At 72.2% G+C, this 26,018-nt stretch carries 21 protein-coding genes; 9 read left to right on the top strand and 12 right to left on the bottom strand.

What is annotated here, in order from left to right; genetic code table 11:
* Positions 1 to 136: 136 nt before the first annotated feature.
* The 4 genes from ACFFIA_RS30565 to ACFFIA_RS30550 form a co-directional block, all read right to left on the bottom strand.
* A complete protein-coding gene (locus ACFFIA_RS30565) occupies positions 137 to 1,378 on the bottom strand; it encodes a pyridoxal phosphate-dependent aminotransferase (RefSeq protein ID WP_377257438.1) in 1,242 nt (413 codons plus the stop codon).
* A 94-nt stretch (positions 1,379 to 1,472) separates the two neighbouring features.
* Positions 1,473 to 1,712 (bottom strand): helix-turn-helix domain-containing protein, encoded by a 240-nt coding sequence (locus ACFFIA_RS30560; protein ID WP_377257436.1) that lies wholly within the window; start codon positions 1,710 to 1,712, stop codon positions 1,473 to 1,475.
* Positions 1,712 to 2,209, bottom strand: a complete 498-nt coding sequence (locus ACFFIA_RS30555; RefSeq protein ID WP_377257434.1) for a DUF2975 domain-containing protein — start codon at positions 2,207 to 2,209, stop codon at positions 1,712 to 1,714. The genes ACFFIA_RS30560 and ACFFIA_RS30555 overlap by 1 nt, the downstream gene beginning before the upstream one ends.
* A gap of 97 nt (positions 2,210 to 2,306) precedes the next feature.
* Positions 2,307 to 4,196 carry a chorismate-binding protein gene (locus ACFFIA_RS30550; protein WP_377257432.1) on the bottom strand — a complete coding sequence of 630 codons (1,890 nt, stop codon included), beginning with the start codon at positions 4,194 to 4,196 and terminating at the stop codon, positions 2,307 to 2,309.
* Between the two features lie 190 nt (positions 4,197 to 4,386).
* On the opposite strand from ACFFIA_RS30550, the gene ACFFIA_RS30545 reads away from it, so the two are divergent.
* The 4 genes from ACFFIA_RS30545 (at position 4,387) to metK (ending at position 10,331) form a co-directional block, all read left to right on the top strand.
* Positions 4,387 to 5,733 (top strand): FGGY family carbohydrate kinase, encoded by a 1,347-nt coding sequence (locus tag ACFFIA_RS30545; RefSeq protein WP_377257430.1) that lies wholly within the window; start codon positions 4,387 to 4,389, stop codon positions 5,731 to 5,733.
* Between the two features lie 287 nt (positions 5,734 to 6,020).
* Positions 6,021 to 8,507 carry a sensor histidine kinase gene (locus ACFFIA_RS30540; protein WP_377257428.1) on the top strand — a complete coding sequence of 829 codons (2,487 nt, stop codon included), beginning with the start codon at positions 6,021 to 6,023 and terminating at the stop codon, positions 8,505 to 8,507.
* Positions 8,508 to 8,629: 122 nt separating this feature from the next.
* The gene (locus ACFFIA_RS30535) at positions 8,630 to 9,052 is read left to right on the top strand and encodes a roadblock/LC7 domain-containing protein (RefSeq protein ID WP_173072002.1); all 423 of its coding nucleotides are present in this window, start codon (positions 8,630 to 8,632) and stop codon (positions 9,050 to 9,052) included.
* A gap of 85 nt (positions 9,053 to 9,137) precedes the next feature.
* A complete protein-coding gene (metK, locus tag ACFFIA_RS30530; protein WP_377257426.1) occupies positions 9,138 to 10,331 on the top strand; it encodes a methionine adenosyltransferase in 1,194 nt (397 codons plus the stop codon).
* 24 nt (positions 10,332 to 10,355) lie between these two features.
* Here metK and ACFFIA_RS30525 read toward each other — a convergent pair whose 3' ends face one another.
* The 3 genes from ACFFIA_RS30525 to ACFFIA_RS30515 are packed head-to-tail and all read right to left on the bottom strand — an operon-like array spanning position 10,356 to position 14,345.
* Positions 10,356 to 11,789: a serine/threonine-protein kinase gene (locus ACFFIA_RS30525; RefSeq protein WP_377257424.1), complete on the bottom strand. Its 1,434-nt coding sequence runs from the start codon at positions 11,787 to 11,789 to the stop codon at positions 10,356 to 10,358.
* Positions 11,790 to 11,810: 21 nt separating this feature from the next.
* Positions 11,811 to 12,842, bottom strand: a complete 1,032-nt coding sequence (locus tag ACFFIA_RS30520) for a phosphotransferase family protein (protein WP_377257422.1) — start codon at positions 12,840 to 12,842, stop codon at positions 11,811 to 11,813.
* A 57-nt stretch (positions 12,843 to 12,899) separates the two neighbouring features.
* A complete protein-coding gene (locus ACFFIA_RS30515) occupies positions 12,900 to 14,345 on the bottom strand; it encodes a GH1 family beta-glucosidase (protein WP_377257420.1) in 1,446 nt (481 codons plus the stop codon).
* 1,397 nt (positions 14,346 to 15,742) lie between these two features.
* Between ACFFIA_RS30515 and ACFFIA_RS30510 the strand changes: the two genes are divergently transcribed.
* Entirely contained in the window at positions 15,743 to 18,664 is a 2,922-nt protein-coding gene (locus ACFFIA_RS30510; RefSeq protein WP_377257418.1) for a glycoside hydrolase family 48 protein, read from the top strand.
* Between the two features lie 372 nt (positions 18,665 to 19,036).
* On the opposite strand, the gene ACFFIA_RS30505 is transcribed toward ACFFIA_RS30510, so the two are convergent.
* On the bottom strand, positions 19,037 to 19,702 hold the full coding sequence (locus ACFFIA_RS30505; protein WP_377257416.1) for a hypothetical protein: 666 nt from the start codon (positions 19,700 to 19,702) through the stop codon (positions 19,037 to 19,039).
* A gap of 313 nt (positions 19,703 to 20,015) precedes the next feature.
* On the opposite strand from ACFFIA_RS30505, the gene ACFFIA_RS30500 reads away from it, so the two are divergent.
* The gene (locus ACFFIA_RS30500; RefSeq protein ID WP_377257414.1) at positions 20,016 to 21,113 is read left to right on the top strand and encodes an acyltransferase family protein; all 1,098 of its coding nucleotides are present in this window, start codon (positions 20,016 to 20,018) and stop codon (positions 21,111 to 21,113) included.
* Positions 21,114 to 21,125: 12 nt separating this feature from the next.
* On the opposite strand, the gene ACFFIA_RS30495 is transcribed toward ACFFIA_RS30500, so the two are convergent.
* Positions 21,126 to 22,007, bottom strand: coding sequence for an LLM class flavin-dependent oxidoreductase (locus tag ACFFIA_RS30495; protein WP_377257456.1), 882 nt, complete (start codon positions 22,005 to 22,007; stop codon positions 21,126 to 21,128).
* Positions 22,004 to 22,462, bottom strand: a complete 459-nt coding sequence (locus tag ACFFIA_RS30490; RefSeq protein ID WP_377257412.1) for a pyridoxamine 5'-phosphate oxidase family protein — start codon at positions 22,460 to 22,462, stop codon at positions 22,004 to 22,006. Before ACFFIA_RS30490 ends, ACFFIA_RS30495 begins: the two co-directional genes overlap by 4 nt.
* Before the next feature lie 58 nt (positions 22,463 to 22,520).
* On the opposite strand from ACFFIA_RS30490, the gene ACFFIA_RS30485 reads away from it, so the two are divergent.
* Together ACFFIA_RS30485 and ACFFIA_RS30480 are read left to right on the top strand one after the other, a co-directional pair.
* Positions 22,521 to 22,745: a hypothetical protein gene (locus ACFFIA_RS30485; protein ID WP_377257410.1), complete on the top strand. Its 225-nt coding sequence runs from the start codon at positions 22,521 to 22,523 to the stop codon at positions 22,743 to 22,745.
* A gap of 80 nt (positions 22,746 to 22,825) precedes the next feature.
* On the top strand, positions 22,826 to 23,374 hold the full coding sequence (locus ACFFIA_RS30480) for an EF-hand domain-containing protein (protein WP_377257408.1): 549 nt from the start codon (positions 22,826 to 22,828) through the stop codon (positions 23,372 to 23,374).
* 59 nt (positions 23,375 to 23,433) lie between these two features.
* Here ACFFIA_RS30480 and ACFFIA_RS30475 read toward each other — a convergent pair whose 3' ends face one another.
* The gene (locus ACFFIA_RS30475) at positions 23,434 to 23,601 is read right to left on the bottom strand and encodes a hypothetical protein (protein WP_377257406.1); all 168 of its coding nucleotides are present in this window, start codon (positions 23,599 to 23,601) and stop codon (positions 23,434 to 23,436) included.
* Between the two features lie 123 nt (positions 23,602 to 23,724).
* Between ACFFIA_RS30475 and ACFFIA_RS30470 the strand changes: the two genes are divergently transcribed.
* Positions 23,725 to 24,909 (top strand): site-2 protease family protein, encoded by a 1,185-nt coding sequence (locus ACFFIA_RS30470; RefSeq protein WP_377257404.1) that lies wholly within the window; start codon positions 23,725 to 23,727, stop codon positions 24,907 to 24,909.
* On the opposite strand, the gene ACFFIA_RS30465 is transcribed toward ACFFIA_RS30470, so the two are convergent.
* On the bottom strand, positions 24,896 to 26,014 hold the full coding sequence (locus ACFFIA_RS30465) for a Gfo/Idh/MocA family protein (protein ID WP_377257402.1): 1,119 nt from the start codon (positions 26,012 to 26,014) through the stop codon (positions 24,896 to 24,898). The two genes, ACFFIA_RS30470 and ACFFIA_RS30465, sit on opposite strands and share 14 nt — an antisense overlap.
* Between the last annotated feature and the right edge of the window lie 4 nt (positions 26,015 to 26,018).

Raw genomic sequence — 26,018 nt, 5'->3', positions numbered from 1 at the left:
GCGGTTTCCGGGAAACAGCCCGTTCGCGCCGCCGGCAATGGGCTGTTCCCGGAAAGAGCCTTCCGGTGGCCAGGACACGCTGCGACATTTCCGGCGAAAGCTGCGGCAGTTCCCCGTACCTCTTGGCATAGATCATCTAGTTGGCGGTCGCGGTGGCCAGGCCACGGCGGCCGGGGTACGGGATGAGGTTGTCCGGCTCCAGCGCGGCCGAGGTGCCGTACCGGTCGTCGCTGGCCGAGACCGAGTGGCCCGACTCGCCGTGCAGGTAGCGGCCGTACGCGAGCATGCCCTCGACCAGTAGCCGCACGTCCGCCTGCGGGCGCACCACGAAGCGCAGGAACTGGCTGGTCATGCCGAGCTTGTTGCCGCACTCGCGGACGAAGAGCCCGTGCCGGCTGAGCAGGTAGTCGCGCAGGTCCACGCCGCTCCAGCCGGGCGGGAGCTTGACCAGCAGGAAGTTGCCCTGCGAGGGGAAGACCGTCAGGCCCGGCACGCGGGCCAGCTCCTCCGCCATCTGGTACCGGTCGCGGGCGAGCAGGCGCAGGCTCTCCCGGTACTCGGTCTCGTAGTCCTGGATCATGTGGACGACCGTCTCGGCGAGTGAGTTGAGGTTCCACTTCGGCAGCACCTTCGCGATCCTGCCGGCGATCTGGGGGTTGGCCACGAGGTAGCCGAAGCGGATGCCGTGCAGGCCGAAGTTCTTGCCGAGGCTCTTGAGCACCACCACGTTGGGGCGGATCGCCGCGTCCGGGGCGATCGAGGGCTGCCGCTCGGCCTCGACGAAGTCGATGAATGACTCGTCGACCACCACCAGGTCGAGGTCGGTGAGCGCGTCGACGAAGCGGAGCACCTCGCGGCGGGCGAGGAAGCCGCCGTCCGGGTTGTTGGGGTTGCAGATCACCGCCACACGGGAGCCGCGGCTGCGGATGAACGCCACGTACTCCTCCAGGTCGAGCGCGTACCCGTCGGCCTCCTGGAGCGGAAACATGTCGACCCGCTTGCCGGTCTCCAGCGGCTGGTCGGTCCAGCGGCCGAAGGTCGGGATCGGGATCGCGACGCTTTCCTTGATCATCAGGTGGTCGAGCCAGGTGATCAGCTCGGTGGAGCCGTTGGCCATCGCGACCGTCTGCGGATGCAGGCCGAGCACGCTGCACAGCTTGGCGGTGATCGAGCCGGAGTCGCTCGGGTAGTACTTGAGGATCGACTCCAGGTTCTGCGCGAGCGCGGCGAACATGTCCGGCGTGGGGAAGTACGGGTTGCAGGGGATGCAGAAGTCGACGATCGGTGTGCCATCGCCCATGCTGCGGCTGAGCGCGAAGACCGACGGGCTGTGAGCCCCGGTGCGCAGCAGGCCAAGGTCGACGTTTCCGTGCCGCACAGTGCCTCCAACAGTGGGGTAGTCGTGGGGCGGTACGAGTCGTCCCACAACAGGGTTCGATCCCACAGAAAGGCTTAAGACGGAAATAAACCGGTCAATGCTCATCGTGCGCGGCGTCGCCGGCCGGCTCGTCGGGCTCCCAGCGCAGCAGGTCGCCGGGCTGGCAGTCGAGCACCTCGCACAGCGCGGCGAGCGTCGTGAACCGCACCGCCTTGGCGCGACCGTTCTTGAGCACCGCCAGGTTGGCCGGCGTGATCCCGACCCGCTCCGCGAGCGTGCCCACGGACATCTTGCGCCGGGCCAGCATCACGTCGATGTCGACGATGATCGGCATCAGATCACCTCGTCCAACTCGGCGCGCAGGTGGTGGGCCTCGGCGTCGCGGGCGACCGCCTGGGCGAGGAGCATGCGCAGCACGAGGACGATCAGGGCGACGCCGGCGACCATCAGGCCGCCGCCGCCGATCAGGAGGACCATCCCCGGAGGTACGGCCTCGCCGGGCGCGAGCGTGACGCCGAGCCCGAACGCGAGCAGCGAGGCCGCCGACACCGCGCCGATCACGATGTCGACCCACCGGAAGGCGGCGTGGGAGAAGACCGTGCCCCGCCGCACCATCGTCAGCAGCCGCCACACGCAGACCACCGTGACCTGGATGGTCAGGACGCCCAGCACCGCGATGACGACGAGCGGCGTGCGCACGTGGACGACGTCCGGCTCGGACTCGCCGAGGTCGATGGCGAGCAGCGGCACCATCACCGCCTGCACGAACAGCGTGCCGGCGAGCACCATCGCGAGCACGATGCGCAGCGCCAGGATGGTCACCTTTCCCATCACGCCTCCTTCGATCGAGTCACGATGGGAATGTATCGAAAATCGATAGGTGATGGCAAGCGTTACGGCGGCCGAGCACGAAACCGCGCGGTGCGCGTCAATGCACGGCGGGTACCTCCGTCAACGCCTTCAGCAGGTCGGCCAGCACCGCGAGGCCGTCCTCGCTGAGTACCGACTCGGGATGGAACTGCACGCCCGCGAAGGCCGGGCCGCGCAGCGCGTGCACCGCACCGTCGAGCGGGTCGCGGGCCAGCTCGACCGGGCCGTACGGCGTGGTCAGCGCCCCGACGCCGGAGACCGCGGTGAACGTGGAGTAGAAGCCCACGCGCCGGGACCGGCCGAAGAGGTCCACCTCGCGCTGCATCCCCTGGTACGGCGCGTCCCGCCGGTGCAGGTCCAGCCCGAGCAGCCCGCAGAGCAACTGGTGCCCGAGGCAGACCGCGAGCAGTGGACGCCCGGTACGCAGCCGGGCGCTGAGCACCGCGCGCATCGCGGCCATCTTGGCGTCCTCGACCGCGTTCGGGTCGCCGGGGCCGGGGCCCGCCACCACCAGGTCGAAGCCGTCGAGCGGGCCGGGGTCGGTCCACGGGCGGCGGGTCACGTCGTGCCCGAGCCACCGCATCTGGTGCGCCAGCATTCCGGTGAACGTGTCCTCGGCGTCCACGATCAGTGCCCGCGGCGCGGACGCCCTGGTCGCCACCGGCCCCCGCTCGTCGAGCCAGAAGCGGGCCAGCCGGTCGTTGCGGGCGGCGAGGGCGGCCCGCACGTCCGGGTCGGCGGAGAGGCGTACCCCGGACTCGCCGGACGACCGCGGGGCCGCGGCCGGCCGCAGGCCCAGCGCCGCGAGCACGCCGGCCGCCTTGGTGTGCGTCTCGGCGACCTCGCCGGCGGCGGTCGAGTGGCGGACCAGCGTGGCGCCGACCGGCACGCGCAGTACCCCGTCCGGGGTGATCTCGGCGGTGCGGATGAGGATCGGCGCGTCGAGCGTCTGCCGGCCCGCCTCGTCGTGCCCGAGCAGCGCGAGCACGCCCGCGTAGTACCGCCGCCCGCGCCCCTCGTGGCGGGCGATGACCCGGAACGCGTTCTCGATCGGGCTGCCGGTGACCGTCGGCGCGAACATCGTCTCGCGCAGCACCTCCCGCACGTCCCGCGAACCCCGGCCGGCCAGCAGGTACTCGGTGTGGGTCAGGTGCGACATCTCCTTGAGGTACGGGCCGACGACCTGCCCGCCGTGGTCGGCGACCGTGGCCATCATCTTGAGTTCCTCGTCGAGCACCATGTACAGCTCGTCGATCTCCTTGGGGTCGGCGAGGAACTCCAGCAGCGCCTCCCGCTCGGCCGGCCCGTCGGGGTGGCGGAAGGTGCCGCTGATCGGGTTCATCATCACCAGCCCGTCCTCCACGCTCACGTGCCGCTCGGGCGTGGCACCGACCAGCGTGCGGGTACCGGTGTGCACGAGGAAGGTCCAGTACGCGCCCCGCTCGCGTTCCAGCAGCCGGCGGAACGCGGCCAGCGCGGCCCGCAGCGGCTCGTCCACGCGGGCGGTGAACGTGCGGTGGATGACGAAGTTCGCCCCCTCGCCATGGCCGATCTCGTCGCGGAGCACCGCGCCGACCGTCTCCGCGTACTCCTCGTCGGAGATGTCGAAGCGGCCGTCCCGGGCGGCGACCGGCGTGTCCGGCAGCAGCGCCAGCGCCGCCTCCAGCGGCACCTCACCGTACGAGCGGATGGCCAGGCACTCCAGCGGCGTGTGGTCGTCGACGCAGGCGAAGCCGCGTTCGGTGATCTGGCGGTACGGCACCAGCGCGAGCGTGGCCGGACCGGGCCTTCCGCTCGGCATCGGCACGTCGGCGAGGCGGTCTGCGGTGGTCACGCCGCCGGTGAAGACCTCGATGTGCGCCGCACCTTCGCGGCGCAGCAGCGCGAAAGGGGGCGGCTGAGTTGGATCTTGGAGCAGTGCGGTGTCGAGCAGGGACAGCAGATCCATCCGTACATTCCTTCGGGCCGGGGGCCGCTCGGGGCGGACAACCGGTGCGTCGGAATGCCGGCGGCCGCCTTACGAGGCGGCCGCGTGGGGTATCAGCTACGCGCGGGAGGGTGGGGCCGCCGGTGTGGCGGGCCACCAGGAATTGAGGCGCGCGAGCATGCGCAGGAGAGTAGCAGATACGGTGACGGCGATGAGCATTCTCGCGCTCGACCTGGGCACCTCTTCCGTACGCGGGCTGGTTCTGGACGACGCGGCGGCACCGCTGCCCGGCGCGCTCGCCCGCCGCTCGGTGGAGGTGGTGGTCGACGACAGCGGCGCGGCCACGCTCGACGCCGTGGCGTACCGGCTGGCGCTGGTCGACTGCGTCGACGAGCTGGCCGGTGCCGGGCTGCTCGACGGCGTACGGCTCGTCGCCACCTCCTCGCAGTGGCACTCGGCCGTGCCGCTCGACCGGGCCGGCGCGCCGCTCGGTCCACTCGTCACCTGGCTCGACACGCGTCCCGCCCCGCCGGCCGGCGCGTCCGGGCCGGCTGACCCGGACGCGTTCCACCAGCGCACCGGTACGTGGTGGCACCGCTTCTACTGGACGGTCAAGCTGCCCTGGCTGCGCGCGAACTGCGGCGCGGGGCTGGCGTGCTTCACCGGGCTGCCCGAGTTCGTCCTCGGCGAGCTGCTCGGCGCCGCGCCGATGTCGGTGTCCCAGGCGTCCGGCACCGGGATGCTCGACCTGACCCGGCTCGACTGGGACGACGAGGCGCTCGCCCTCGCCGGCGTGAGCCGCGCCGAGGTGCCGCGGCTGGCCCCGGCCGGGTGGCGGGGGCGGCTGACCCAGGCGTACGCCCGCCGCTGGCCCGCCCTCGCCGGCGTGCCCTGGGCGCCCGCCGCCGGTGACGGCGCCGCCTCCAACGTCGGCTCCGGCTGCTTCGACCCGAGCCGGGCGGCGGTCACCGTCGGCACGTCGGCGGCGGTACGCCTGGTGCAGCCGGTGGTGCCCGGTGCCCCGCTGCCCCCGCTCCCTGGCGAGGTGTGGCGCTACCGGGTCGACCACGAGCGGATCGTCACCGGCGCCGCGTACTCCGCCGGTGGCAACCTCTTCGCCTGGGCGAGGCGGGAGCTGCGGCTGCCCGAGGGAGACGCGCTGGAGCGGGAGCTGTCCGCGATCGTCCCCGGAAAGGTGGAGGTGCGGGCCGACCCGCGGCTCGGCGGCGACCGGCCACCGGGCAGCGCGCCGGCCGGGTCGGGCGCGCTGGCCGGGCTCGCCTTCTCCACCACGGCCGTCGAGATCTTCGCCGGGCTGATGGACGGTGTCTGCCGGATGATCGCGCGTGACCTGGCCGTGCTGGAGTCCACTGTGGAGCGCTCGACCGAGGTGGTGCTCGGTGGCGGCGCGGTCGCCGCCCAACCTTGGTGGCGGCGGGCATTCCAGGCGGCCCTCGCGCCGCGGCCGGTCCGCCACGTCGACCATCCCGAGGTGGGCGCGACCGGTGCGGCCCTCATCGCCGCCGGCTTGATACCCACTGGTCCGGCGGCTCCATGATCGGGCGGTATCGTCCGGATGGGGGAGCCCACCTCGGCGGTACCGGCAAGATCCGATCCTCCGCTGTATCCTTCGTGAACTTGTCGCTGGTCGTGGCGTTGACACCGCTCGCGTGCCTGATTGGATGGACTCCGCTCCTCGGCAGGCCGGGTACGAGGTAAGGGGGAGGCGTGGGCGCTGCTGCCCCGGAGCCGTCGGACCGGACGGTTTCGCGTCATCGTCGGCGGCTTGATGTCCGGGTTATCCCACATCGGCGGCGTTCGCGGTTGCGCGTCCGGGACTGGCGGATGCGCACGAAGCTCGCCACCGTGCTCGTCATCCCCTCCGTGGCCTTCATGGTCGTGGCCGGCGTGCAGACCAGCGCGCTGATCGGGCAGGCGACCGTGCTCGACGAGTTCGCCGACGAGGTGGCGCTCGGCCAGCAGATCACCACGCTGGTGCACGACCTGCAGAGCGAGCGCGACCGCACCGCGGGCAACCTCGCCGCGCTCCAGGCCAGCAGGACCACCGGAAACCAGGCCACCGCCGACATCCGGCAGTACTACGTGGCGGTCGACCGCTCCGTCGCCGACTTCCGGGAGGCGGCCGAGCCGCTCGCCGGCGGTGACGCGGCGTGGCGCGTGGCGTTCAACCGGGCCCGGGACGCGGTCGACGACCTGCCCACGCTCCGCGCGGCGGCGGCCAGCGGCGCGGTCGGCGCGGACACCGTGCTCGGCAACTACTCGCGCACGATCGACGCGCTCCTCACGCTGCTCGCCCAGCCCTCGCCCGGCGTCGAGCGGCCCGAGCTGACCGAGATGGTGCTGCGCTACGTCGAGCTGGCCCGGATCAAGGAGATCGGCTCCCGGCTGCGCGCCCGCCTCTACGCCGCGGCCAGCGCCGGGCAGTACGGTCCCACCGACCTGGTCGAACTCACCGACCTGCGGGCGCAGCAGCTCACCGCGCTCGCCGACTTCCGGGTCGCCGCGACGAACGCGCAGGTGCTGCGATACGAGCAGGCCGCCGCCGACCCCAAGTTCGGCGCGGCGGTCGCGATGGAGCAGACCACGATCGCCACCGGCAGCGGCGAGGCGAAGGTGCTCGAGCCGTTCCGCTGGTGGTCGATCAGCCAGGACCGCCACGACCTGCTCCGCCAGGTCGAGTCCGAGGTGCTCCGCGACGCGGTCGACGAGGCCGGTGCGCGCAGCACCAGCCAGCTTCAGCGCACGCTGCTGGTCGCCGGCTCGGTGCTCGCCGTACTCCTGATCGCTCTGGTCATCTCCGTCCTCATCGGCCGGTCGGTGGCGCGTTCGCTGCGCGAGCTGCGCCGCCACGCGCTACAGGTGGCCCAGGACGAGCTGCCCGACGCGATCGAGCGGCTGCGCGGGGTCGGCCACGGCGTACCCAAGATCGAAGTGCCCCCCTCGACGGTGCGGTCGATGGACGAGGTCGGCGAGGTGGCCGAGGCGTTCGTGGCCGTGCACCGCAGCGCGGTCGAGCTCGCCGTCGAGCAGGCGGTCATGCGGCGCAACGTCAACGCGATGTTCGTCAACCTGGCCCGCCGCAGCCAGGTGCTGGTCGAGCGGCAGTTGGAGCTGCTCGACGAGCTGGAGCGCGAGGAGAGCGACCCCGACCAGCTCGCCAATCTCTTCAAGCTCGACCACCTCGCCGCCCGCATGCGGCGAAACGACGAGAGCCTGCTGGTGCTCGCCGGCACCGAGTCCAGCCGCCGATGGAACGAGCCGGTCGCCCTCTCCGCCGTCGCGATGGCCGCCGCGGCCGAGATCGAGCAGTACCCGCGCGTGCGGAGCGAGGCGGTCGACAACCTGTACCTGGTCGGCCACGCGGTCGCCGACGTCGTGCACCTGCTCGCCGAGCTGCTGGAAAACGCGACCAACTTCTCCGCGCCGTTCACGCAGGTCAAGATGACCACGCGGTCGTCGAGCGGGCGCACCGGCACCATCGAGATCGTCGACGAGGGCCTCGGCATGAGCGAGGCCGCCCTCGAAGACGCCAACGCGCTGCTCGCCGAGCCGCCCGCCGCCGACGTCGCGGCGTCCGAGCGGATGGGGCTCTTCGTGGTCAGCCACCTCGCCGCGCGGCACTCGATCCGGGTACGCCTGCTCGCCACCGAGCGGGGCATCATCGCCACCGTCTGGCTGCCGCCGGGCCTGCTCGCGCCCGCCCCGCCGGCCCGCGTGGTGCCCGAGCCGGCGGCCCGTCCGGTGCTGGCCGCGATCGCCGCCGTACCCGACTCGGTCAGCCGCGAGCTGCGCCTGACCGCCGCGCCGGCGGTGGCGCCCGCACGCGTACCGGCCGTCGCGATGCCGGCTCTGCCCGCCGCCGGCGCCGGTGTCGCGACCCGCGTCCGCCGGGGGCCGACCCGCGCCGAAGACGTGCTGAAGTCGGCCGGCGCCACCTCGACCGAGACCGGCAGCACGTGGTGGTCGCGGCAGGGCACCGGGCGTGCCGGCGGGCTCGCCGGCGGTTCCGTGGCCACGCCGCCGGCCACTGGTCCGGGCGGCACCGGTCCGGGCGGCCCGACACCGCCGTCCGTGCCGATCACCGGCGGCACGATGGCCAACGGGCTGCCGCTGCGCGTACCGATGGCGCAGCTCCCGCCGGTGGGCGACGAGCCGCCGCGGCCGGCGGCGGCGATACCGACCTCCCGGATCGAACCGGATCCCGAGGCGGTGGGAAGCATGCTGTCCCGCTACTACACCGGTGTTCGCCGGGCTGAGGCGGAAGACAGCGGCGACCTGCGACAAACGATCAACCAGGAGGCGCGGCCGTGAGCGCCGCGGTGCGGCGCGGCGGGGTCGTCCCGGCGCCGGCCGTCGGTGACCTCGGCGGGCGCCCGAGCGGGAAAGCGGCGCCCGCAAGCCGCGCAGCGACGGAACCAGGAGGCGAAACCACCGTGAGTGAGCTCAGTCAAGATGCCCGTGACCTGAGCTGGCTGGTCAGCGCGTTCGCCGATCGCACGCCCGGCGTGGCGCACGCGATCGTGGTCTCCTCCGACGGACTGCTCGTCGCGGTCTCCGACCACCTGCCCCGCGACCACGCCGACAAGCTGGCCGCCGTGACGTCCGGGCTGATGAGCATCACCACCGGCGCGGCCCAGATGTTCGACAACGACGTGGTCAAGCAGACCGTGGTCGAGCTGGGGCGCGGCTACTTCCTGGTGATGGCCATCCGGGACGGCTCGATCCTGGCCACACTCGCCGCGGGTGACGCCGACATCGGCGTGGTCGGCTACGAGATGGCGCGGCTGGCCAAGCAGGCGGGGGAGATGCTCACGCCGGCGCTGCGGGCCGAGCTCCAGCAGGCGCTGCCGCGCTGAGACTCCCGGACGGCTGCCTGGCTCCGGCTCTCCGCGGCCTCGCCTGCCTCTAGGCTGGGGAGGGTCGAGGGAGAGGGTAGGTGCCGTGGCACGTCGTCTGTTCACGTCCGAGTCGGTTACCGAGGGGCATCCAGACAAGATCGCTGACCAGATCAGCGATGGTGTGCTGGACGCCCTCCTCACCCAGGATCCGCGCAGCCGGGTCGCGGTGGAGACGCTGATCACGACCGGCCAGGTGCATGTGGCCGGTGAGGTCACCACCAAGGCCTACGCGGACATCCCGGCGATCGTGCGGGAGACGATCTTGGGGATCGGGTACGACTCGTCGAAGAAGGGCTTCGACGGCACCTCGTGCGGCGTGAGTGTCTCGATCGGTTCGCAGTCGCCGGACATCGCGCAGGGCGTCGACAACGCCTTCGAGTTGCGGGCGGAGGGCTCGGAGAGCGCGCTGGACGCGCAGGGCGCCGGCGACCAGGGCATGATGTTCGGCTTCGCCTGTTCGGAGACCCCTGAGCTGATGCCGCTGCCGATCGCGCTGGCCCACCGCCTGGCCCGCCGCCTGTCCGCGGCGCGTAAGGACGGCACGATTCCCTACCTGCGTCCGGACGGCAAGACGCAGGTGACGGTGGAGTACGAAGGGCTGCGCCCGGTCCGTCTCGACACGGTCGTGGTCTCCAGCCAGCACGCGGCCGACATCTCGCTGGAGTCGCTGCTGACCCCGGATGTGCGCGAGCACGTGATCTCCCCTGAGCTGGAGGGGCTGGGCCTGGAGACCGGGGGCTACCGGTTGCTGGTCAACCCGACCGGTCGTTTCGAGATCGGTGGCCCGATGGGCGACGCGGGTCTGACCGGCCGGAAGATCATTGTGGACACCTACGGTGGCTACGCGCGTCACGGTGGTGGCGCCTTCTCCGGCAAGGATCCGTCCAAGGTGGACCGTTCCGCGGCGTACGCGATGCGCTGGGTCGCCAAGAACGTGGTGGCGGCGGGGCTGGCCGAGCGCTGCGAGGCCCAGGTGGCGTACGCGATCGGCAAGGCGCATCCGGTGAGCCTGTTCGTGGAGACGTTCGGCACCGAGGCCGTGCCGGTCGACCGGATCGAGAAGGCCATCAACGAGGTCTTCGACCTGCGGCCGGCGGCGATCATCCGCGACCTGCACCTGCTGCGGCCGATCTACCGGCAGACCGCGGCGTACGGCCACTTCGGCCGTGAACTGCCCGACCTGACCTGGGAACGCACCGACCGCGCCGACGACCTGAAGGCGGCCGTGACCGCCTGACCCCTCGCGCGCCGGCGAGGCGCGTCAGTTGTTGCGGAGCAGGGGGTCGAGCGCCAGCGTCAGGTCGAAGCGGGCCTCCTGGGCGACCGACCGCTCGTTGAAGTCGTTGATCTGCTCCAGGAGCTCGGCCGCCCCGTCGCGCAGCTCTTCCAGGTCGCCGTCGGCCACGCTGCGTTTCAGGTCGTCCACACCGTCGCGGAGGTCTTCGGCCGCGTCGTCGTCGATGCGGCCGGCCGCGATCGCGCCCTCCAGCGTGCGGTCGACCTGCGCCACCAGGTCGGCGGGGGAGGGGTTGGCGGGGGGTGCGGTCGTCGCTGGCGCGGTGGTGCTGGTCTGGCCGCCGCCGGGCGGGCGGGCGGCCGCGCCGGGGTTGTCGCTCGGGACGAACGCGGCGAGCGCGGCCGCGGTCAGCCCGGCGGCCAGCAGCAGGCCCGTCGTGATCATGAGGGCGGGGCGCAACCGGCGGCGGCGCTCGGGGCGCGGGTCGGCACCGGGGCGCCCCACCGACGTCCGCGGGCCGGCGGGGGCGGCCATGGGCATCGGGGCGGCCGCCGCCACGCCCCGTACGTACTGCGGCGTGGGCCGCCGGGCGTCGGCCGGTCCGGCGGCCGGGGCGATCCGCTCGCGCTCGGGTGGAGCGGCCGCGTCGAGCGCCTCGGCGACGTCCTGTGCCCGCGGGCGGCGTGCCGGGTCGCGGGATAGGCAGGCGAGCACCAGCGCGGTGACCGCGGGCGGCAGGCCGGGCACCGCGGGCGGCGCCACCGACGGCGAGCGGCGGTGTGCCTCCTCCGCCTCGTCCCAGGTCGCCACGGGCAGCGGGGGCCTGCCGGCGAGCGCCTCGTAGAGGAGGGCGCCCAGCGCGTACACGTCGGCGGCGGGGTCGGGCGGCCCGGCGTCCAGCCGCTCCGGTGCCGCGTACGCCGGAGTGCCCACCAGCCAGCCGCCGTCGCCCTCCGGCCGCGAGCCGGTGAGCGCGGCGATGCCGAAGTCGAGCACCTTGGCGCCGGTGGGGGTGAGCATCACGTTGCCCGGCTTGACGTCGCGGTGCACCACGCCCATGCGGTGGGCCGCCGCGAGGCCGCTGGCCACCTGCGCGGCGGTGCGGACCGCCTCGGGCCAGGGGAGTGGCCCGGCGGCGAGCCGGTCGGCGAGGTTGCGGCCGTCGAGCAGCTCCATGACGAGGTAGGGCACCACCGCGCCGCTGCCGAGTCGTTGCTCTCCGTAGTCGTAAACCTGGGTGACGTGGGGGTGCGTGAGCTTCGCGGTGGCCCGGGCCTCGCGCCAGGTCGCGGCGAACAGGTCGGGGTCGTCGTCGAGGGCGGCGGTCAGCGCCTTGACCGCGACCGGGCGGTCGAGCACCTGGTCAACGGCGAGCCAGACCTCGGACATCCCACCGACGCCGATCTGTTCGACGATGGCGTACCGGTCGTGCAGGAGCAGCCCCGGGGCGAACGTCATGGCGACCAGTCTGGTCGATCGTCAGAGCAACGCCAACTGTGCGTCGATACGGGCGGCGAGCCAGGTCTCGAACCGGACCCGCTCCTCGTCGTGCCAGCCGCGGGTCGCGCCCTCGATCGCCATGATCAGATAGAGGTACGTGCGGTAGAGGTCGAGCCGCCGCGCCACGCTCCCGGTCAGCGCGATCGGTGCCCCGCCGCCGGCCGAGTATCCGCTCAGCAGCTCGGGCTCCGGCTCGCGAAACAGCGCGAGGCTGACCAGCTCGGCGGCCGGGTCGCCGTAGAACGCCCGCTCGCCGTCGATGAAGCCGGTGACCCGCCAGCCGGCCGGTGCCGCCGTGTCGTCCGGGGCGACGAAGACGTTGCCGTCCCAGAGGTCGAAGTGGACCAGTGCCGGCCGGGTCACATCGTCGAGTACGTCGGCATGGCGGCGCATCAGCGCACCGATCCACGCGGGCGCGGCCGGCAGCGGCTTGGCCGGGGCGAGGCGCTCCGCGTCGGCCACCAGGTCGTCGACCATCGCGCCGAACGCGCCCCGCCAGGTCGGCTGCCAGGTGCGGCTGCCGCGCAGTGGATACCCGTATCCGCTGCCGGTGATGCTGTGGAGGCGGGCGGTGAGGCCGGCGACCTGCCCGCGCACGGCGGCGAACTCGGCCGGCGGCCGGCCGCCGGCGAGCGAGTGCAGGTCGGTGCCGGGCACCAGGCTGAGAAAGACGAAGTCGGTGCCGATCAGGTCGCGCTCGAAGCCGGCGAAGAGCACCTCGGGCACCGGCACGCCGACGGTGGCGGCCCGCCGGTAGAAGTCGACCTCGGTGCGCATCAGGTCGACCTCGTGGCTGAGCAGCTTGAGGTCGGGCGGCGGGGCGACCTTGAGCACCACCTCGCGCCTGCCGCCGAGGCGCCCGCCGCCGAGCGTGACCGCGTAGGCCGCGTTGTAGGTGCCGCCCGAAAGCTCGCGCCACGCGCTGACCCCCGCGCCGGGGCCGAACGCCCGCAGCACCAGGCGGGCCAGCTCGTCTTCGCTGACCCGCCGTTTGGTGAGGCTGTCGCGCATCCGACCTCCCGGGTCCGTCGGGGGCGCCGACCCGGGCCGGCGCGCCCCGGACGACACTCAGACAGTGTTGTCGGCGATGACCCGCTTGTACCAGTGCGCGCTGCGCTTGAAGATGCGCCGCTGCGTGGCGTAGTCGACGTACACCAGGCCCCACCGCTCCTCGTAGCCCTGGTCCCACTCGAAGTTGTCGAGCAGTGACCACACGTGGTAGCTCTCCAGCGGCACTCCGTCGGCGATCGCGCGGTGCGCCGCGGCGAAGTGGTCGCGCAGGAAGGAGACCCGCTCCACGTCGTCGATGTCGTCTTCCGGGCCGAGCACGTCGGGGCAGGGCAGCCCGTTTTCGGTGACGGTGAGCGGCAGTGGTCCGTACTCGCGGGTGACCCTGGTCAGGATGTCGTACATCCCGTCGGGGTAGATCTGCTGCCAGAACGCCTCCGAGGTGGCGTGCCGCCGCTCGCTCTCGATGCTGCCGTCGCCGGTCACGTAGTAGGGCGTGTAGTACTGCACCGCGAGCAGGTCGATCGGCTGGGCGATGATGGCCAGATCGCCGTCCCGGATCGAGCGGGCCAGCGGGCTGTCCGGACCCTGGTCGGCCAGCACGTCCTCCGGGTAGTGGCCGCGCAGCGCGGAGTCGAGGTAGAGCCGGTTCTCATAGCCGTCGTAGAGGTGGGCGGCGGCGGCCGCGGCGGCCGAGTCGTCAGCCGGGTAGCAGGGGTGCAGATTGAAGGCCGGCCCGATCCGGGAGGCGCCGCCGCTGGCGCGCAGCGCCTGCACCGCCAGGCCGTGCCCGAGCTGGAGGTGGTGGGCGACCTGGTAGGCCAGCGGCTCGTCGCGCGTGCCCGGCGCGTGGTGACCGGTGATGTAGCCGTTTTGCACCACGGTCTTGGGCTCGTTGACGGTGAGCCAGACCGGCACGGTGTCGCCGAGGGCGGCGAAGACGTGCTCGGCGTACTCGGCGAACCGGTACGCGGTGTCCCGCGCCTCCCAGCCCCCCTGGTCCTGAAGTGCCTGCGGCGTGTCCCAGTGGAAGAGCGTGGCCATCGGCTCGATGCCCCGCTCCAGCAGGCCGTCGACGATGCGGCGGTAGAAGTCGAGGCCGCGCTGGTTGGGCTCGCCGGTGCCGTCGGCCTGGATGCGGGGCCATGAGATGGAGAACCGGTAGGACCCCAGGCCCAACTCGCGCATCAGATCGAGGTCTTCGGGGTAGCGGTGGTAGTGGTCGACCGCCACGTCACCGGTGTCGCCGTTGCGGGTGCGGCCGGGGGTGTGGCTGTACGTGTCCCACACCGACTCGCCTCGGCCGTCGTCCTTCGCGGCTCCTTCGATCTGATACGCCGACGTCGCGGCGCCCCACACGAAGCCGTCCGGGAACGTCAGGCCGAGCGGAGCGTCGACCGCTGGGTCCCGGGAGAGATCGTCGGGCTCGACGCCGCTGAGCAGGGCCGATCTGGCCGAGTCGGCGGTCGGGGTAGCGCCAGCGGTGGTCCTCGTCGGTACGGACATGTTCGGGTCTCCTCGGTGGTGGCCCATCCCCCTTGGTCTGGGAGCGCTCCCAGGCTAACCCGGATCGTGGCGGATGGAAATGGGGTGATCGGGTGGCGATGCGGCCGAAGGATCGTCCATATCGCCCGGCCGAAGTCGTGCCGCCCGGTTTGTGGACTCGGGTGGCCGCCCCGACCAGGTCCGCGCACGCCGAGTGGCGGACCGTCGTGGGAAGGTGCAGGGCGCTGACGGCCTCCCGCTCGCGGTCGGTGCCGAGCGTGTCGGGCGGAGGCTGGCTGAGAGGGTCGGTCCAGGGCGTATCAGGTGGGTCCTGCGGGTGCGGGGCGAGGTCCAGGCGGTCGTCGTCTGGCCCGCCGCGGCCCCGCATGGATCCGCCAGATGCACCTTGGCACGAGCGGGTCGGCCGAGCCGGTCCGCGCTGACCGGCCGGTGTGGACGGACGCGACGGCTATCGGGGTGGTGCGCGAACGGCGGTGCGGTGGAAGCGGATGGGTCCGTTGGGTCCGATGCCGTCCTGTGAAGCGTTTCCAACCGTGCCCGCGGTCCGCCGTCGCCGGTCGGGTCGCGTGGTGCGGATGGGGGAGAGTCTGGTGAGCTGGTCGACCGGTCGGGCGCGTGGCGCCTGTCCCGACGACCGATTACCCCATTTGGTGGTGGGGTTTATCTTCTATTGGAGTGGGTGTGGGGACGGGGAGGGCAACCCCCGTCCCCACCATCAGTTACACACGCGCGAGAGGATCTTCCCTCCTCGTCGCGCATGTCGCGCGGGAGCCGGGCCACGCGAGTGGCTCTGGTTCCACCTCCTCTCGACCGGGGGTGAGACGCTGGCGGCGGAGTCCGGGCTGGCCCGCCGCCAGCTCTGCGGCTGAGCGGTTGTGGGGCCGCCGATGGTGCCGGCGGTGACCCTGTAGAGTTGTCCCCCGCGTACTTGCATCGACATCAATGGAAGCGCTCCCATCGACGTTGGTTGGGACTGTAGTACTCGTTACGCCTTTGTGAAAGACCCAAAACGAGATCGAAACACCGAGCCAACGGCGCCGAAACCCCGCGATGCCGCTAGATCGGCAGGTCAGGGCCTGTTTGAGCGCCCCGGGGTGAAGACAAAAACGCCCCCACTTGCTGCGGGAGCGCTCCCATGCAAGACTGTCGAAACATCGCGTGAGGGAGCCAACACCGCGCGACCGCGGGCCGCCGAGGGCATCCACTGTGGAAACCGGCGCCCAGGAATGTGAACGGATCGAGCTGTGGCCCGGCACCTCTCGGCGCCTGGCTCGCTACCCGGTCCGGGCCGGGACGCCCCACGTCACCAGCGCCTTCCGCCCTGCGCGCTGCTTCCACCATCGCGTAGAAGGCGCCGGCCGAGCCAATCGGCCAGGTCCGCGAGGAGACACTCCACGATGAAGCTCACCGCAAGAAAACGCCGGGTGGCGATGGTCGCCGCCGGCGCGCTGGTCGCGGGAGGGATGGTGGGCGTGCCGGTCGGCATGGCCTACGCCGCGACCGCCTGCGACGTGGTCTATACGACCAACGACTGGAACAACGGGTTCACCGCCAGCGTGACGATCCGCAACCTCGGCGACCCGCTGACCAGTTGGAACCTCGGGTTCGCCTTCCCCGGCAACCAGCGCGTGACGCAGGGCTGGTCGGCGAACTGGACGCAGTCCGGCGCCAACGTCACCGCCACGAACATGTCCTGGAACGGCAACCTGGCCACCGGCGCCTCGATCTCCATCGGCTTCAACGGCTCGTACTCGGGCACCAACGCCAGGCCGACGGCGTTCACGATCAACGGCACCGCCTGCAACGGCGCGTCCTCCAACCAGGCGCCCACCGTCTCGCTCACCAGCCCGGCCGCCGGCGCCTCGTTCGCCGCGCCGGCCAACGTGACGGTCAGCGCCAACGCCAGCGACGCCGACGGCTCGATCACCAAGGTCGAGTTCTACCGCAACGGCCTGCTGGTCAACGAGGACACCACGGCGCCCTACAGCTACGTGATGAGCGGGCTGCCGGCCGGCTCGTACACCGTCCAGGCCCGGGCCTACGACAACGGCTCGCCGGCGCTGACGGCGACGGCCGAGCGCGCCTTCACGGTCACCGGCAGCGGCCAGGCCAGCATCGTCACCCCGGCCACGCTCAACGTCGCCGAGGGCAGCAGCTCGCAGCTGAACGTCAAGCTCAGCGCCGCGCCGAGCGGCAGCGTGCCGGTCAGCCTGAGCAAGACCGGTGACGCGGACGTGACGCTCGGGGCCACCAGCGTGACGCTCAACTCGACCAACTGGAGCACCGGCGTCAACGTGGCCGTCAACGCGGCCCACGACGCGGACGCCAACAACGACACCGCCACGATCACCGCGAGCGCGACGAACTACACCTCCGCGCAGACCGCTGTGACGGTGACGGACGACGAGAACACCACCGAGCCCGGCCGGTACGGCGAGGAGTTCCTGGAGCTGTACAACAAGATCAAGGCTCCGGCGAACGGCTACTTCAGCCCCGAGGGCGTCCCCTACCACTCGGTGGAGACGCTTCTTGTCGAGGCGCCCGACCACGGTCACGAGACCACGTCCGAGGCGTTCAGCTACTGGCTCTCGCTCGAGGCGATGTACGGCCGCGCCACCGGCAACTGGGCGCCGTTCAACAACGCCTGGAACATCATGGACCGGTACATCATCCCGTCGGAGACGCAGGGCGGCTACAACCCGAACGACCCGGCCGACTACGCGCCCGAGGCCAACCGTCCTGACCTGTACCCGCAGCAGGGCGGCAAGCTGGACTCCTCGGTGCGCGTGGGCCAGGACCCGCTCTACAACGAGCTGACCCAGACGTACGGCAACAACCGCATGTACGTCATGCACTGGCTGCTCGACGTGGACAACGTGTACGGCTACGGCAAGTGCGGCGACGGCACCACCAAGCCGGCGTACATCAACACCTACCAGCGCGGCCCGCAGGAGAGCGTCTTCGAGACCGTCCCGCACCCGTCGTGCGAGACGTTCAACTTCGGCGGCACCAACGGCTACCTGCCGATCTTCATCGGGGACAGCACGTACGCCCGGCAGTGGCGCTACACCAGCGCCCCCGACGCCGACGCGCGTGCCGTCCAGGCCGCGTACTGGGCGCTGAAGTGGGCCAAGGAGCAGGGCAAGCAGGCGGACATCTCGGCCACCATCACCAAGGCCGCGCAGATGGGTGACTACCTGCGGTACGCGATGTACGACAAGTACTTCAAGAACCCCGGTTGCGCCTCGCCGTCCTGCACCGCCGGCACCGGCAAGAGCAGCGCGACGTACCTGCTCTCCTGGTACTCCGCGTGGGGCGGCCCGCAGGGCAGCAGCGACTGGGCCTGGCGGATCGGCTCCAGCCACAACCACGGCGGCTACCAGAACCCGTTCGCGGCCTGGGCGCTGTCCAACACCACCGAGCTGATCCCGCGGTCCTCGTCCGCCCAGGCCGACTGGGCGACGAGCCTCACCCGGCAGATCCAGTTCTACACCTGGCTCCAGTCGGCCGACGGTGCGATCGCCGGCGGCGCGACCAACAGCTGGAACGGCGACTACAGCGCCCGCCCGGCCGGCCGGCCGACGTTCTACGGCATGGTCTACGACGACAAGCCCGTCTACCACGACCCGCCGTCCAACCAGTGGTTCGGCTTCCAGGCGTGGAGCATGGAGCGGGTCGCGGAGTACTACCACGAGACCGGCAACGCGCAGGCCAAGGCGCTGCTGGACAAGTGGGTCGCGTGGGCCATCGCCAACACGACGATCACCGGTACCACGTACCAGATCCCGTCGACGCTGAGCTGGAGCGGCCAGCCCGGCGGCAACTGGACCAGCACCACGACCTCGGTCAACAACAGCAACCTGCGAGTGTCCGTCGTGGACCACACGCAGGATGTCGGGGTCGCCGGCGCCTACGCCCGCACGCTGGTCTACTACGCCGCCAAGTCCGGCAACGCCCAGGCCCAGGCCACGGCGAAGGGTCTGCTTGACGCCCTGCTCGCCCGCAAGGACACGCGCGGCGTCTCGGTGCCGGAGACCAAGGCCGACTACAACCGGTTCGACGACACGTACAACAGCTCGACCGGCCAGGGCCTCTACATCCCGCCGGGCTTCAACGGCACCATGCCGAACGGTGACCCGATCAACTCCAACAGCACCTTCCTCAGCATCCGCTCGTTCCTGCGGGACGACCCGGACTGGCCGAAGGTGGAGGCGTACCTGAACGGTGGCGCGGTACCCACGTTCAACTACCACCGCTTCTGGGCGCAGGTCGACGTCGCGATGGCACTGTTCGACTACGACCGGCTGATCGGGGAGTAACCCCGGCAGCGCGACCCGGTGGGCGGTCCTCTCGCTCCTCGCTCCCCGATCGTGGGGGCACGAGATTTCCGCCCACCGGGTCCCCAAAGACGGCCCGATCCCCACAATCGGGCCGGAAAGACGGCCTGATTCCCCCACGGTTAGGCCAGCGGGCGGCCTGATTCCCACGGTCAGGCCAGCCAGTGGTGGGCCGGCCGGACTGGCCAACGCAGCGGTCCGGTCCGGCCCACCACCCCGACACAGACTCCCGGGCGGGTGGCACTGGATGCCACTCGCCCGGCTCCATTCGTCGGACGGTGTCCAGGGTGGACGGTTACTGGGAACGCCGCCTGTGGCGGCCAGCCGCCCGTCCGCGCTGGGCGGCCCCGAAGGTCAGTTGCGGTAGCAGCGCCAGGAGAAGGCGTCGTCGCGGTCGCTGAACTGGGCGAAGGCCACACCGCCGTATCTGAGCTTGCAGGCCGCGCTCATGTCGATCAGCGGGTCGTCGGCGCCCTCGCGGCGGCACTCCCAGTTGTTCTCCGCCCGACCGGTGCCGTGCCGCAACTGCGCCTCCCGCGTGCGGTACTGCCGGTCGCAGTACTCCCGCAGCATCTGCCACAGCCCCAGCCAGCCGCCGTCCGGCCCCAGCGCCACCGGTGCCCTCGGCGGCGCCGGGGACGGCGCCGCCGTCGTGGGCGGGGGAGGCGTGGGGCCGCTCGTGCGGACCGCGGGCCGCCGCGTCGTCGCGGCCACGGAGGGCGACGGTGCGGGAGTGGTGGCCGTCGCGGTCGGCGCGGCGCTGGTCGGTGGTGCGTCAGGAGGGGGTACGAACGCCGGGGCGCTGCCCGCCGGACGAGGCACGTCGACGGGGGCGGCGAGCGGGTCGGCCGAGTTCCAGGTGAGTCCCGAGCCGGAGACGAAGGGCACCGAACAGAGCAGCACCAGCGCGCCGAGCCCGACGGCGGCGATCAGCCAGCCGTACTCCCGGCTCAACCGCTTGACCACCGCACCGGCGTGCGACGGCCGTGCGGGACCGGGCGGCGCGGTGTCGTATGACACGGTGACCGGCCTTCCTGTCCGCCTTCGTATGCAGTGTCGGCGTGTCACTCTAGCCACTCCGGTCACCTGGCGGGATGCCCGACAGGCCAGGTCACATTCGGTCTGTCGGGCAACCGACAACTGAGCGGTAACTCAACAAACGGTGCCCCCCACGGCGGCCGGAACCGGGGTAACCTGGTAGCTGGAGAGGCCGCTTCCCCCGTGGCGGCCTCTCCTTCTGCGTGTGTGACGTCCTTCCGCCTGGGGGCCGCCCGCCGTGCACGGTGTGCCGCCATCGGGCCGGGTCCGGCCGGATTCGGTAGGGTCGGTCGTTGTGTCCCGACTGCCCTCGCTGACCGGTCTGCGTTTCGCGGCGGCGTTCGCGGTCTTCGGGCTGCACGTCTACTCGTTCGTGAAGCTCACCGACCCGTTCGCGCAGCGCGCCGCCAAGCTGCTCTTCGACGCCGGTGACCTGGGCGTCTCCTTCTTCTTCGTGCTCTCCGGCTTCGTGCTCGCCTGGTCCGCGCGCCCCGACCGCGGGCCGCTGCGTCTGTGGCAGGGGCGGGTCGCCCGGATCTACCCGGCGTACCTGGTCGCGCTCGCCCTGGCGGTGGGCTCGCTCTACGTCACCGACCGGATACCGCCGATCTTCTGGGAGCCGCTCGGCTCGGCCGCGGTGCTGCTGCACGGCTGGTACACGCAGGACTTCGTCTACCTGGGGATCAACCCGGTCGGCTGGTCGCTCTCCGGCGAGATGTTCTTCTACCTGTGCTTCCCGCTGCTGTACGCCGGGCTGCGGCGGCTGGGGCCCGCCGCGCTGTACGCGACCGGGGCCGCGCTGATCGCGCTCACCTGGGCGATGCCGTGGATCGCCACGGTGGCGGTGGCGCCCGAGCACGAGCGCTGGTTCGTGTACGTCTTCCCGGTGACCCGGATGACCGAGTTCGCGCTCGGCATCGTGCTGGCCAGGCTGGTGCTCGCCGGCGCCTGGCGCGGGCCCGGGCTGCGCGTGGCCACGGTGCTCTTCGCGGCCAACTACCTCGCGGTGGGCCTGGCGCCCGCGGTGACCCGGGACACCGCCGCCGTCATCGTCGGCACGGCGCTGCTCATCCCCGCCGCCGCCCGTGCCGACCTGCGTGGCGAGCGGTCCCCGTGGCGCCATCCGATCGCGGTGCACCTGGGCGAGGTGTCGTACGCGTTCTTCCTCGTCCACCTCACGATCGTCGTCACCGCGACCGAGCTGTTCGACCTGCGCGGCCCGTGGGCGCTCTGGCCGGCGCTGGGCATCGCCGCCGGGATGCTGCTGGTGTCGTACGTGCTCGCCTACGCCCTGCACCGGTGGGTCGAGGTGCCCTGCATGCGGCTGGTCAACCGGCGGGTCACGCTCCCGGCCCGGTGGCGCCGGCGCCCGTCCCCGGTCGACGCCGCGTAACCGCCGAGCGGCTCAGAGCGTCGGGAGTACCGTCGCGGCGACCTCCTCCAGCACCGCCTCGTCGCCGGCGTACCAGCCCTCCGCGCGCGGCCAGTGCACCAGCACGTCGGTGAAGCCGCACTCGCGTGCCCGGCCCACCGCGTCGGCGAAGTAGGCCGCGCTGGAGAGGCCGTAGACCGGACCGCTGTCCAGCGACACCATCCGGTCTACTGTGGACGGATCTCGTCCGGTGGCGGCGAGTGTCTCCGCGAAGCGCCGGCACGCCTCCCCGGCCGCCCGCCACCACGCGTCCGGCGAGGCGTGCCGGCCGACGGTGGTGACCCAGCCGGTGCCGAAGCGGGCGGCGAGCCGCATCGAGCGGGGCCCGAGCGCGGCGACCACGAACGGCACGCGGGGCGCCTGGACGCAGCCGGGCGTGCCGCGCGCGTCGACGGCGGTGTAGTAGCGCCCCCGATAGGTGACCCGCTCGTCGCGGAGCAGCGGGTCGAGCACCTCCAGGAACTCGGTGAACCGGTCGACCCGCGCCCGCGGCGGCAGCGCCTCGCCACCGAGCACCGTGTTGTCGAAGCCGGCCACGCCGCCCGCGCCGACGCCGAGCACCATGCGGCCGCCGGAGATGTCGTCCAGCGCGGTCACCTCGCGGGCGAAGTGCACCGGATGCCGGAAGTTGGGCGAGGCGACCATCGTGCCGAGCCGGATCCGCGAAGTCACCGCCGCGGCCGCGGTGAGCGTGGGCACCGCGTCGAACCACGGCCCCTCGACCAGGTCGCGCCAGCCGATGTGGTCGTACGTCCAGGCGTGCGCGAAGCCGTACTCCTCGGCCCGCCGCCACCGCCCCACCGAGTCGGCCCACCGCTGGTCCGGCAGGATGACGATCCCGGCCCGCACGCTCACACCAGCCACTCGCCGTCGCGCATGATCTCGCGGCCGGTGAGTTCGTTCTCCTCCCGCCAGGCCCGGATGCGACGCGGCGTGACCAGGAAGTAGCCGTACGGCGGCTTGCTCTCGCGGGCGTCCCAGTGCTCGCGGGCGAACCGCTCGGCCAGCTCGGCCGGAACCTCCTCGCGGCTGTACGCGGTCACCGTGCCCTCGACCAGCACCACGTCGCGAGTGGGGCCGAGCGCGAGGTGGGCGACGCCGGAGGCGCGCAGGTTGCGGCCGGTGACGCTCTTCTCTGGGGTGGCGAGCAGCAGCCCGCCGGCGATCCAGCTGAACGAGAGCGGCACCAGGTACGGCACGCCGTCCGGGCCGGCGGTGGAGACCCACACGTCGATGTCGTTGGCCAGCCGGGCCAGGGTGTCGCGCTTGCGGTCCGGGCCGCTGCGCGGGGGCGCTACCTCGACACTCATGGTCTCCACTCTGCACCACATCGGAGGGCGATCCGCCGCACACGCGGGTCAGCGGAGCGTGCCGGCGTCGCGTAAGGGGCTGGGCAACATCCCGGCGATCCGCTCGGTGACGCAGTACCTGCCCGACCAGACCGGCTGGGTCATCATGCACCTGGCCGGCCCGCAGGACGATCCGCGCTGGGCCCGCGACTACGGCCCTTGCACCGGGCTGGGGCTGCTCGCCCTCTGGATGGCGGCCTCCCTGCTCGGCGGCTGGCTCGTGCTCCGCCGCCGCGACGCCTGAACCGCCGCCTTCCTTTGGGGTGACACACGGACGGGTGTCCACTATCGACGGAGGTGTGCCAGAAGCCATATTTTTCCGGCATGGCGACAATCCTCCAGCAGCGCAAGCTCGACAAGGCATTCCACCACCTGGACGTCAACCGGAACGGCTACGTCGAGGAGCAGGACCTCACCGCTCTGGGCGTCCGGCTCCTGGCCAACTTCGGCGTCGGCCACGACGACCCGCGGGCCCGGAAGATCGCCGACGGGTTCGGCACCTTCTGGACCGCGCTCGCCACCGCCCTCGACGCCGACGGCGACCGGCGGCTGAGCCCGGCGGAGTACCGGGACGGCATGCTCGCCGGCTTCGGCGGCCCGGACGGCGGGTTCGACCAGCACTTCCGCCCAGGCGCGATGGCCGTGCTGGAGCTGGCCGACACCGACGGCGACGGCTACGTCTCGCGGGACGAGTTCGCCACGATGCAGCGGGCCTTCGGCACCGTGCCGGACGAGAGCGACTACGCCTTCGACCAGCTCGACCTGGACGGCGACGGCCGGCTCTCGCTGGACGAGATGATCGAGGCGGTCCGCGAGTTCTACGTCGGCGCGGACGACAACGCCGTCGGCACCTGGTTCTTCGGCCGCGTCTGACAGAGGCCCGAGGGGCGGTCGCCGGGCGAGATCCGGCGGCCGCCCTCAACGTGCTGGAGTCACCGGCAGCGCCACACCACCGCCTGGATGGTGCCGGCCGCGTCGTCCGCCGGCCGCCGCTCGTCCACGTACGTCCGGACCAGCATCGTCCGCACGTACGCGTCGAGGTTGTCGGCGGCCCGGGCCTGCTGCCACTTCACGTACAGCTTGATGGACGAGGTACACAACCGGCGTCACCAAGCGTGAGCATGGCTGGGACGCCGCAGCCCTCAGGGCCCGCAGCCGGGCGGAGTTTCGTGGCATTTGTCAGGGGTAGCCGGCAGCGGGAGCGGAAGGAGGTGCGTGTACCGGTGCGGCTGAGTTTTCGGATCGGGCAGATCGCCGGGGTGCCGATTGGCGTGAACTGGAGCGTCCTGGTCGTCTTCCTACTCATCACGGTGGGGTTGTCCGTTAGTAGCCTTCCTGGCGCGTATCCGGGCTATCCGTGGTGGGCGTACCTGCTCGCGGGCCTGTGCGCCGCGGTGGTCTTCCTCGCCGGCCTGCTCGCCCACGAGGTGGCCCACGCGGTCGTCGCGACGCGCAACGGGCTGCGGGTCAAGCAGGTCACGCTGTGGATGCTGGGCGGGATCGCGGAGGTGCGCGGGCAGGCGCGAGATCCCGCCGCGGAGGCGCGGATCGTCGGCGTCGGTCCGCTGGTCAGCTTCCTCATCGGTGTGGCGTTCGCGGTCGCCGTGCTCGTCACCGCGTTGGCCGGCGTGGGCGGGCTGCTCGTCGGCGTCCTGTTGTGGCTGGCCGTCATCAACCTGGCCATCGCCGTGTTCAACATGCTGCCGGCGGCCCCGCTCGACGGCGGCCGCCTGCTCAAGGCGGCACTGTGGACGCGGTTCGGTGACCGGGCGCGGGCGGCGGCCATCGCGGCGCGGGCGGGGCACGTCCTGGGCGCCGTCCTGATCGCGTTCGGCGTGCTGGTGGTGCTGTTCGGCGAGGCCGTCAGCGGGGTGTGGCTGGTGTTGCTGGGCGGATTCGTCTCCGTGGCGGCCAGTGCCGAGCTGCGCCAGAGCATGGTCATCGAGGCGCTGGCCGGGGTGCGTGTGGACGAGGTGATGTCCACGCGGCCGGAGACCGTGCCACCGGACATGTCCGTGGCCGAGTTCGACGACAAGTTTCTCCGGCGGTTCCGGCACAGCGCGTTCCCGGTCACCGAGCGGGGGCGGCCGGTCGGGCTGGTGACGCTGGACCGGGTGCGGCAGGTGCCGCCGGAGCGGCGTGCCGGCACGCGCGTCTCGGACGTGGCCTGCCCCACCGACCAACTGCCGCTGACGACACCGCAGGAGGCGGTCAACGACCTGCTGCCACGGCTGAACGGATGCGCGGACGAGCGTGCCCTGGTGGTCCGTGACGATCGCCTCGTCGGGATCGTCTCGACCACCGACGTCAGCCACGCGGTGCAACGCCGGACCCTGCGACGGGACGAGGGCCGCGCCCGCGTGGCCGTCCCGGTCGACGAGGACCGGTGGCTGCCTATCCTCGGCTGACCGGGGCGGCGTCGAGCACGGGAGCGCCGCCGTCCATGGCGGTGTAGAACGGGTCGCCGGGCGCGATCTCGCCGGCTAGCACGGGCGCGCCGGTGAAGGCCGACTTGTAGATCGCGGCGACGAGTTCCAGGCTGTGCCGCCCGTCGGCGCCGCTGGCCGGTGGTCGGCGACCGGCCCGGAAGCTGGCGACCAGCGCCCTCAGCTGCGGCAGGTGCGAGCTGGGAACGTCGGCGCCGAAGTCCCGCCACGCCGCCGCCTCGGCCTCGGGCACCTCCGGCGCCGCGGTGACCGTCCAGTCGGCGTTGCGGTATCCGTAGAGGTGGGTCAGCTCGGCGGTCGCCCGTTCGCAGTCGACGCGGATGCGGCTGGTCTGCGCCGGCGAGTGCACCGAGTTGACGACGGTGGCCACGGCGCCGCCGGCGAAGCGCAGGAGGGCGACCGAGACGTCCTCGGTCCGCACGTCGTGCCGCAGCCGGGCGGCGATCGCCCGTACCTCCCGCCACGGACCGAGCAGGTGGAGCAGCAGGTCCATCTGGTGGATGCCCAGCCCCATCGTCGGTCCGCCGCCCTCGGTCTCCCACCGGCCGCGCCACGGGACGGAGTAGTAGGCGGCGTCGCGGTACCACGAGGTCTCGCACTGGGCGACCAGCGGCCGCCCGATGCCCCCCTCCGCGAGCAGCCGCCGTACGTGCGCGGCGCCGGAGCCGAACCGGTGCTGGAACACGTACGCCGCGTACGGCCCGCCTTCCGGTCCCTCCTCGGCCAGGATCGCGTCGTAGTCGGCGAGCGACGGCACCGGTGGCTTCTCGCACCAGACCCAGGCGCCGGCCCGCAGCGCGCCGGTCACCTGCTCCCGGTGTACGCCCGGCGGCGTGCCGATGACCACCAGGTCCGGGCAGGCGTCCGCGAGCATGCGCTCCAGATCGGTGTACCCGTGCGGTATCCCGGCCTCGGCGCGTACCGCGGCGACGGCGGCCGCGTCGACGTCGACGGCGGCGACCACCTCGACCTCGCCCTCCCGCGCGAGCTGGGCGAGTGCCGGCAGGTGGGAGTCACGCGCGACCTTGCCGGCGCCGACGATGGCGGTGCGGATGGGGCGGCTCACGGCG

Origin of the sequence: Phytohabitans kaempferiae (assembly GCF_042433955.1) — a bacterium.
GTDB classification, from domain to species: domain Bacteria; phylum Actinomycetota; class Actinomycetes; order Mycobacteriales; family Micromonosporaceae; genus Phytohabitans; species Phytohabitans kaempferiae.
The sequence above is the reverse complement of the archived record's forward strand: the minus strand, read 5'-3'. Positions and strand labels throughout refer to the sequence as shown.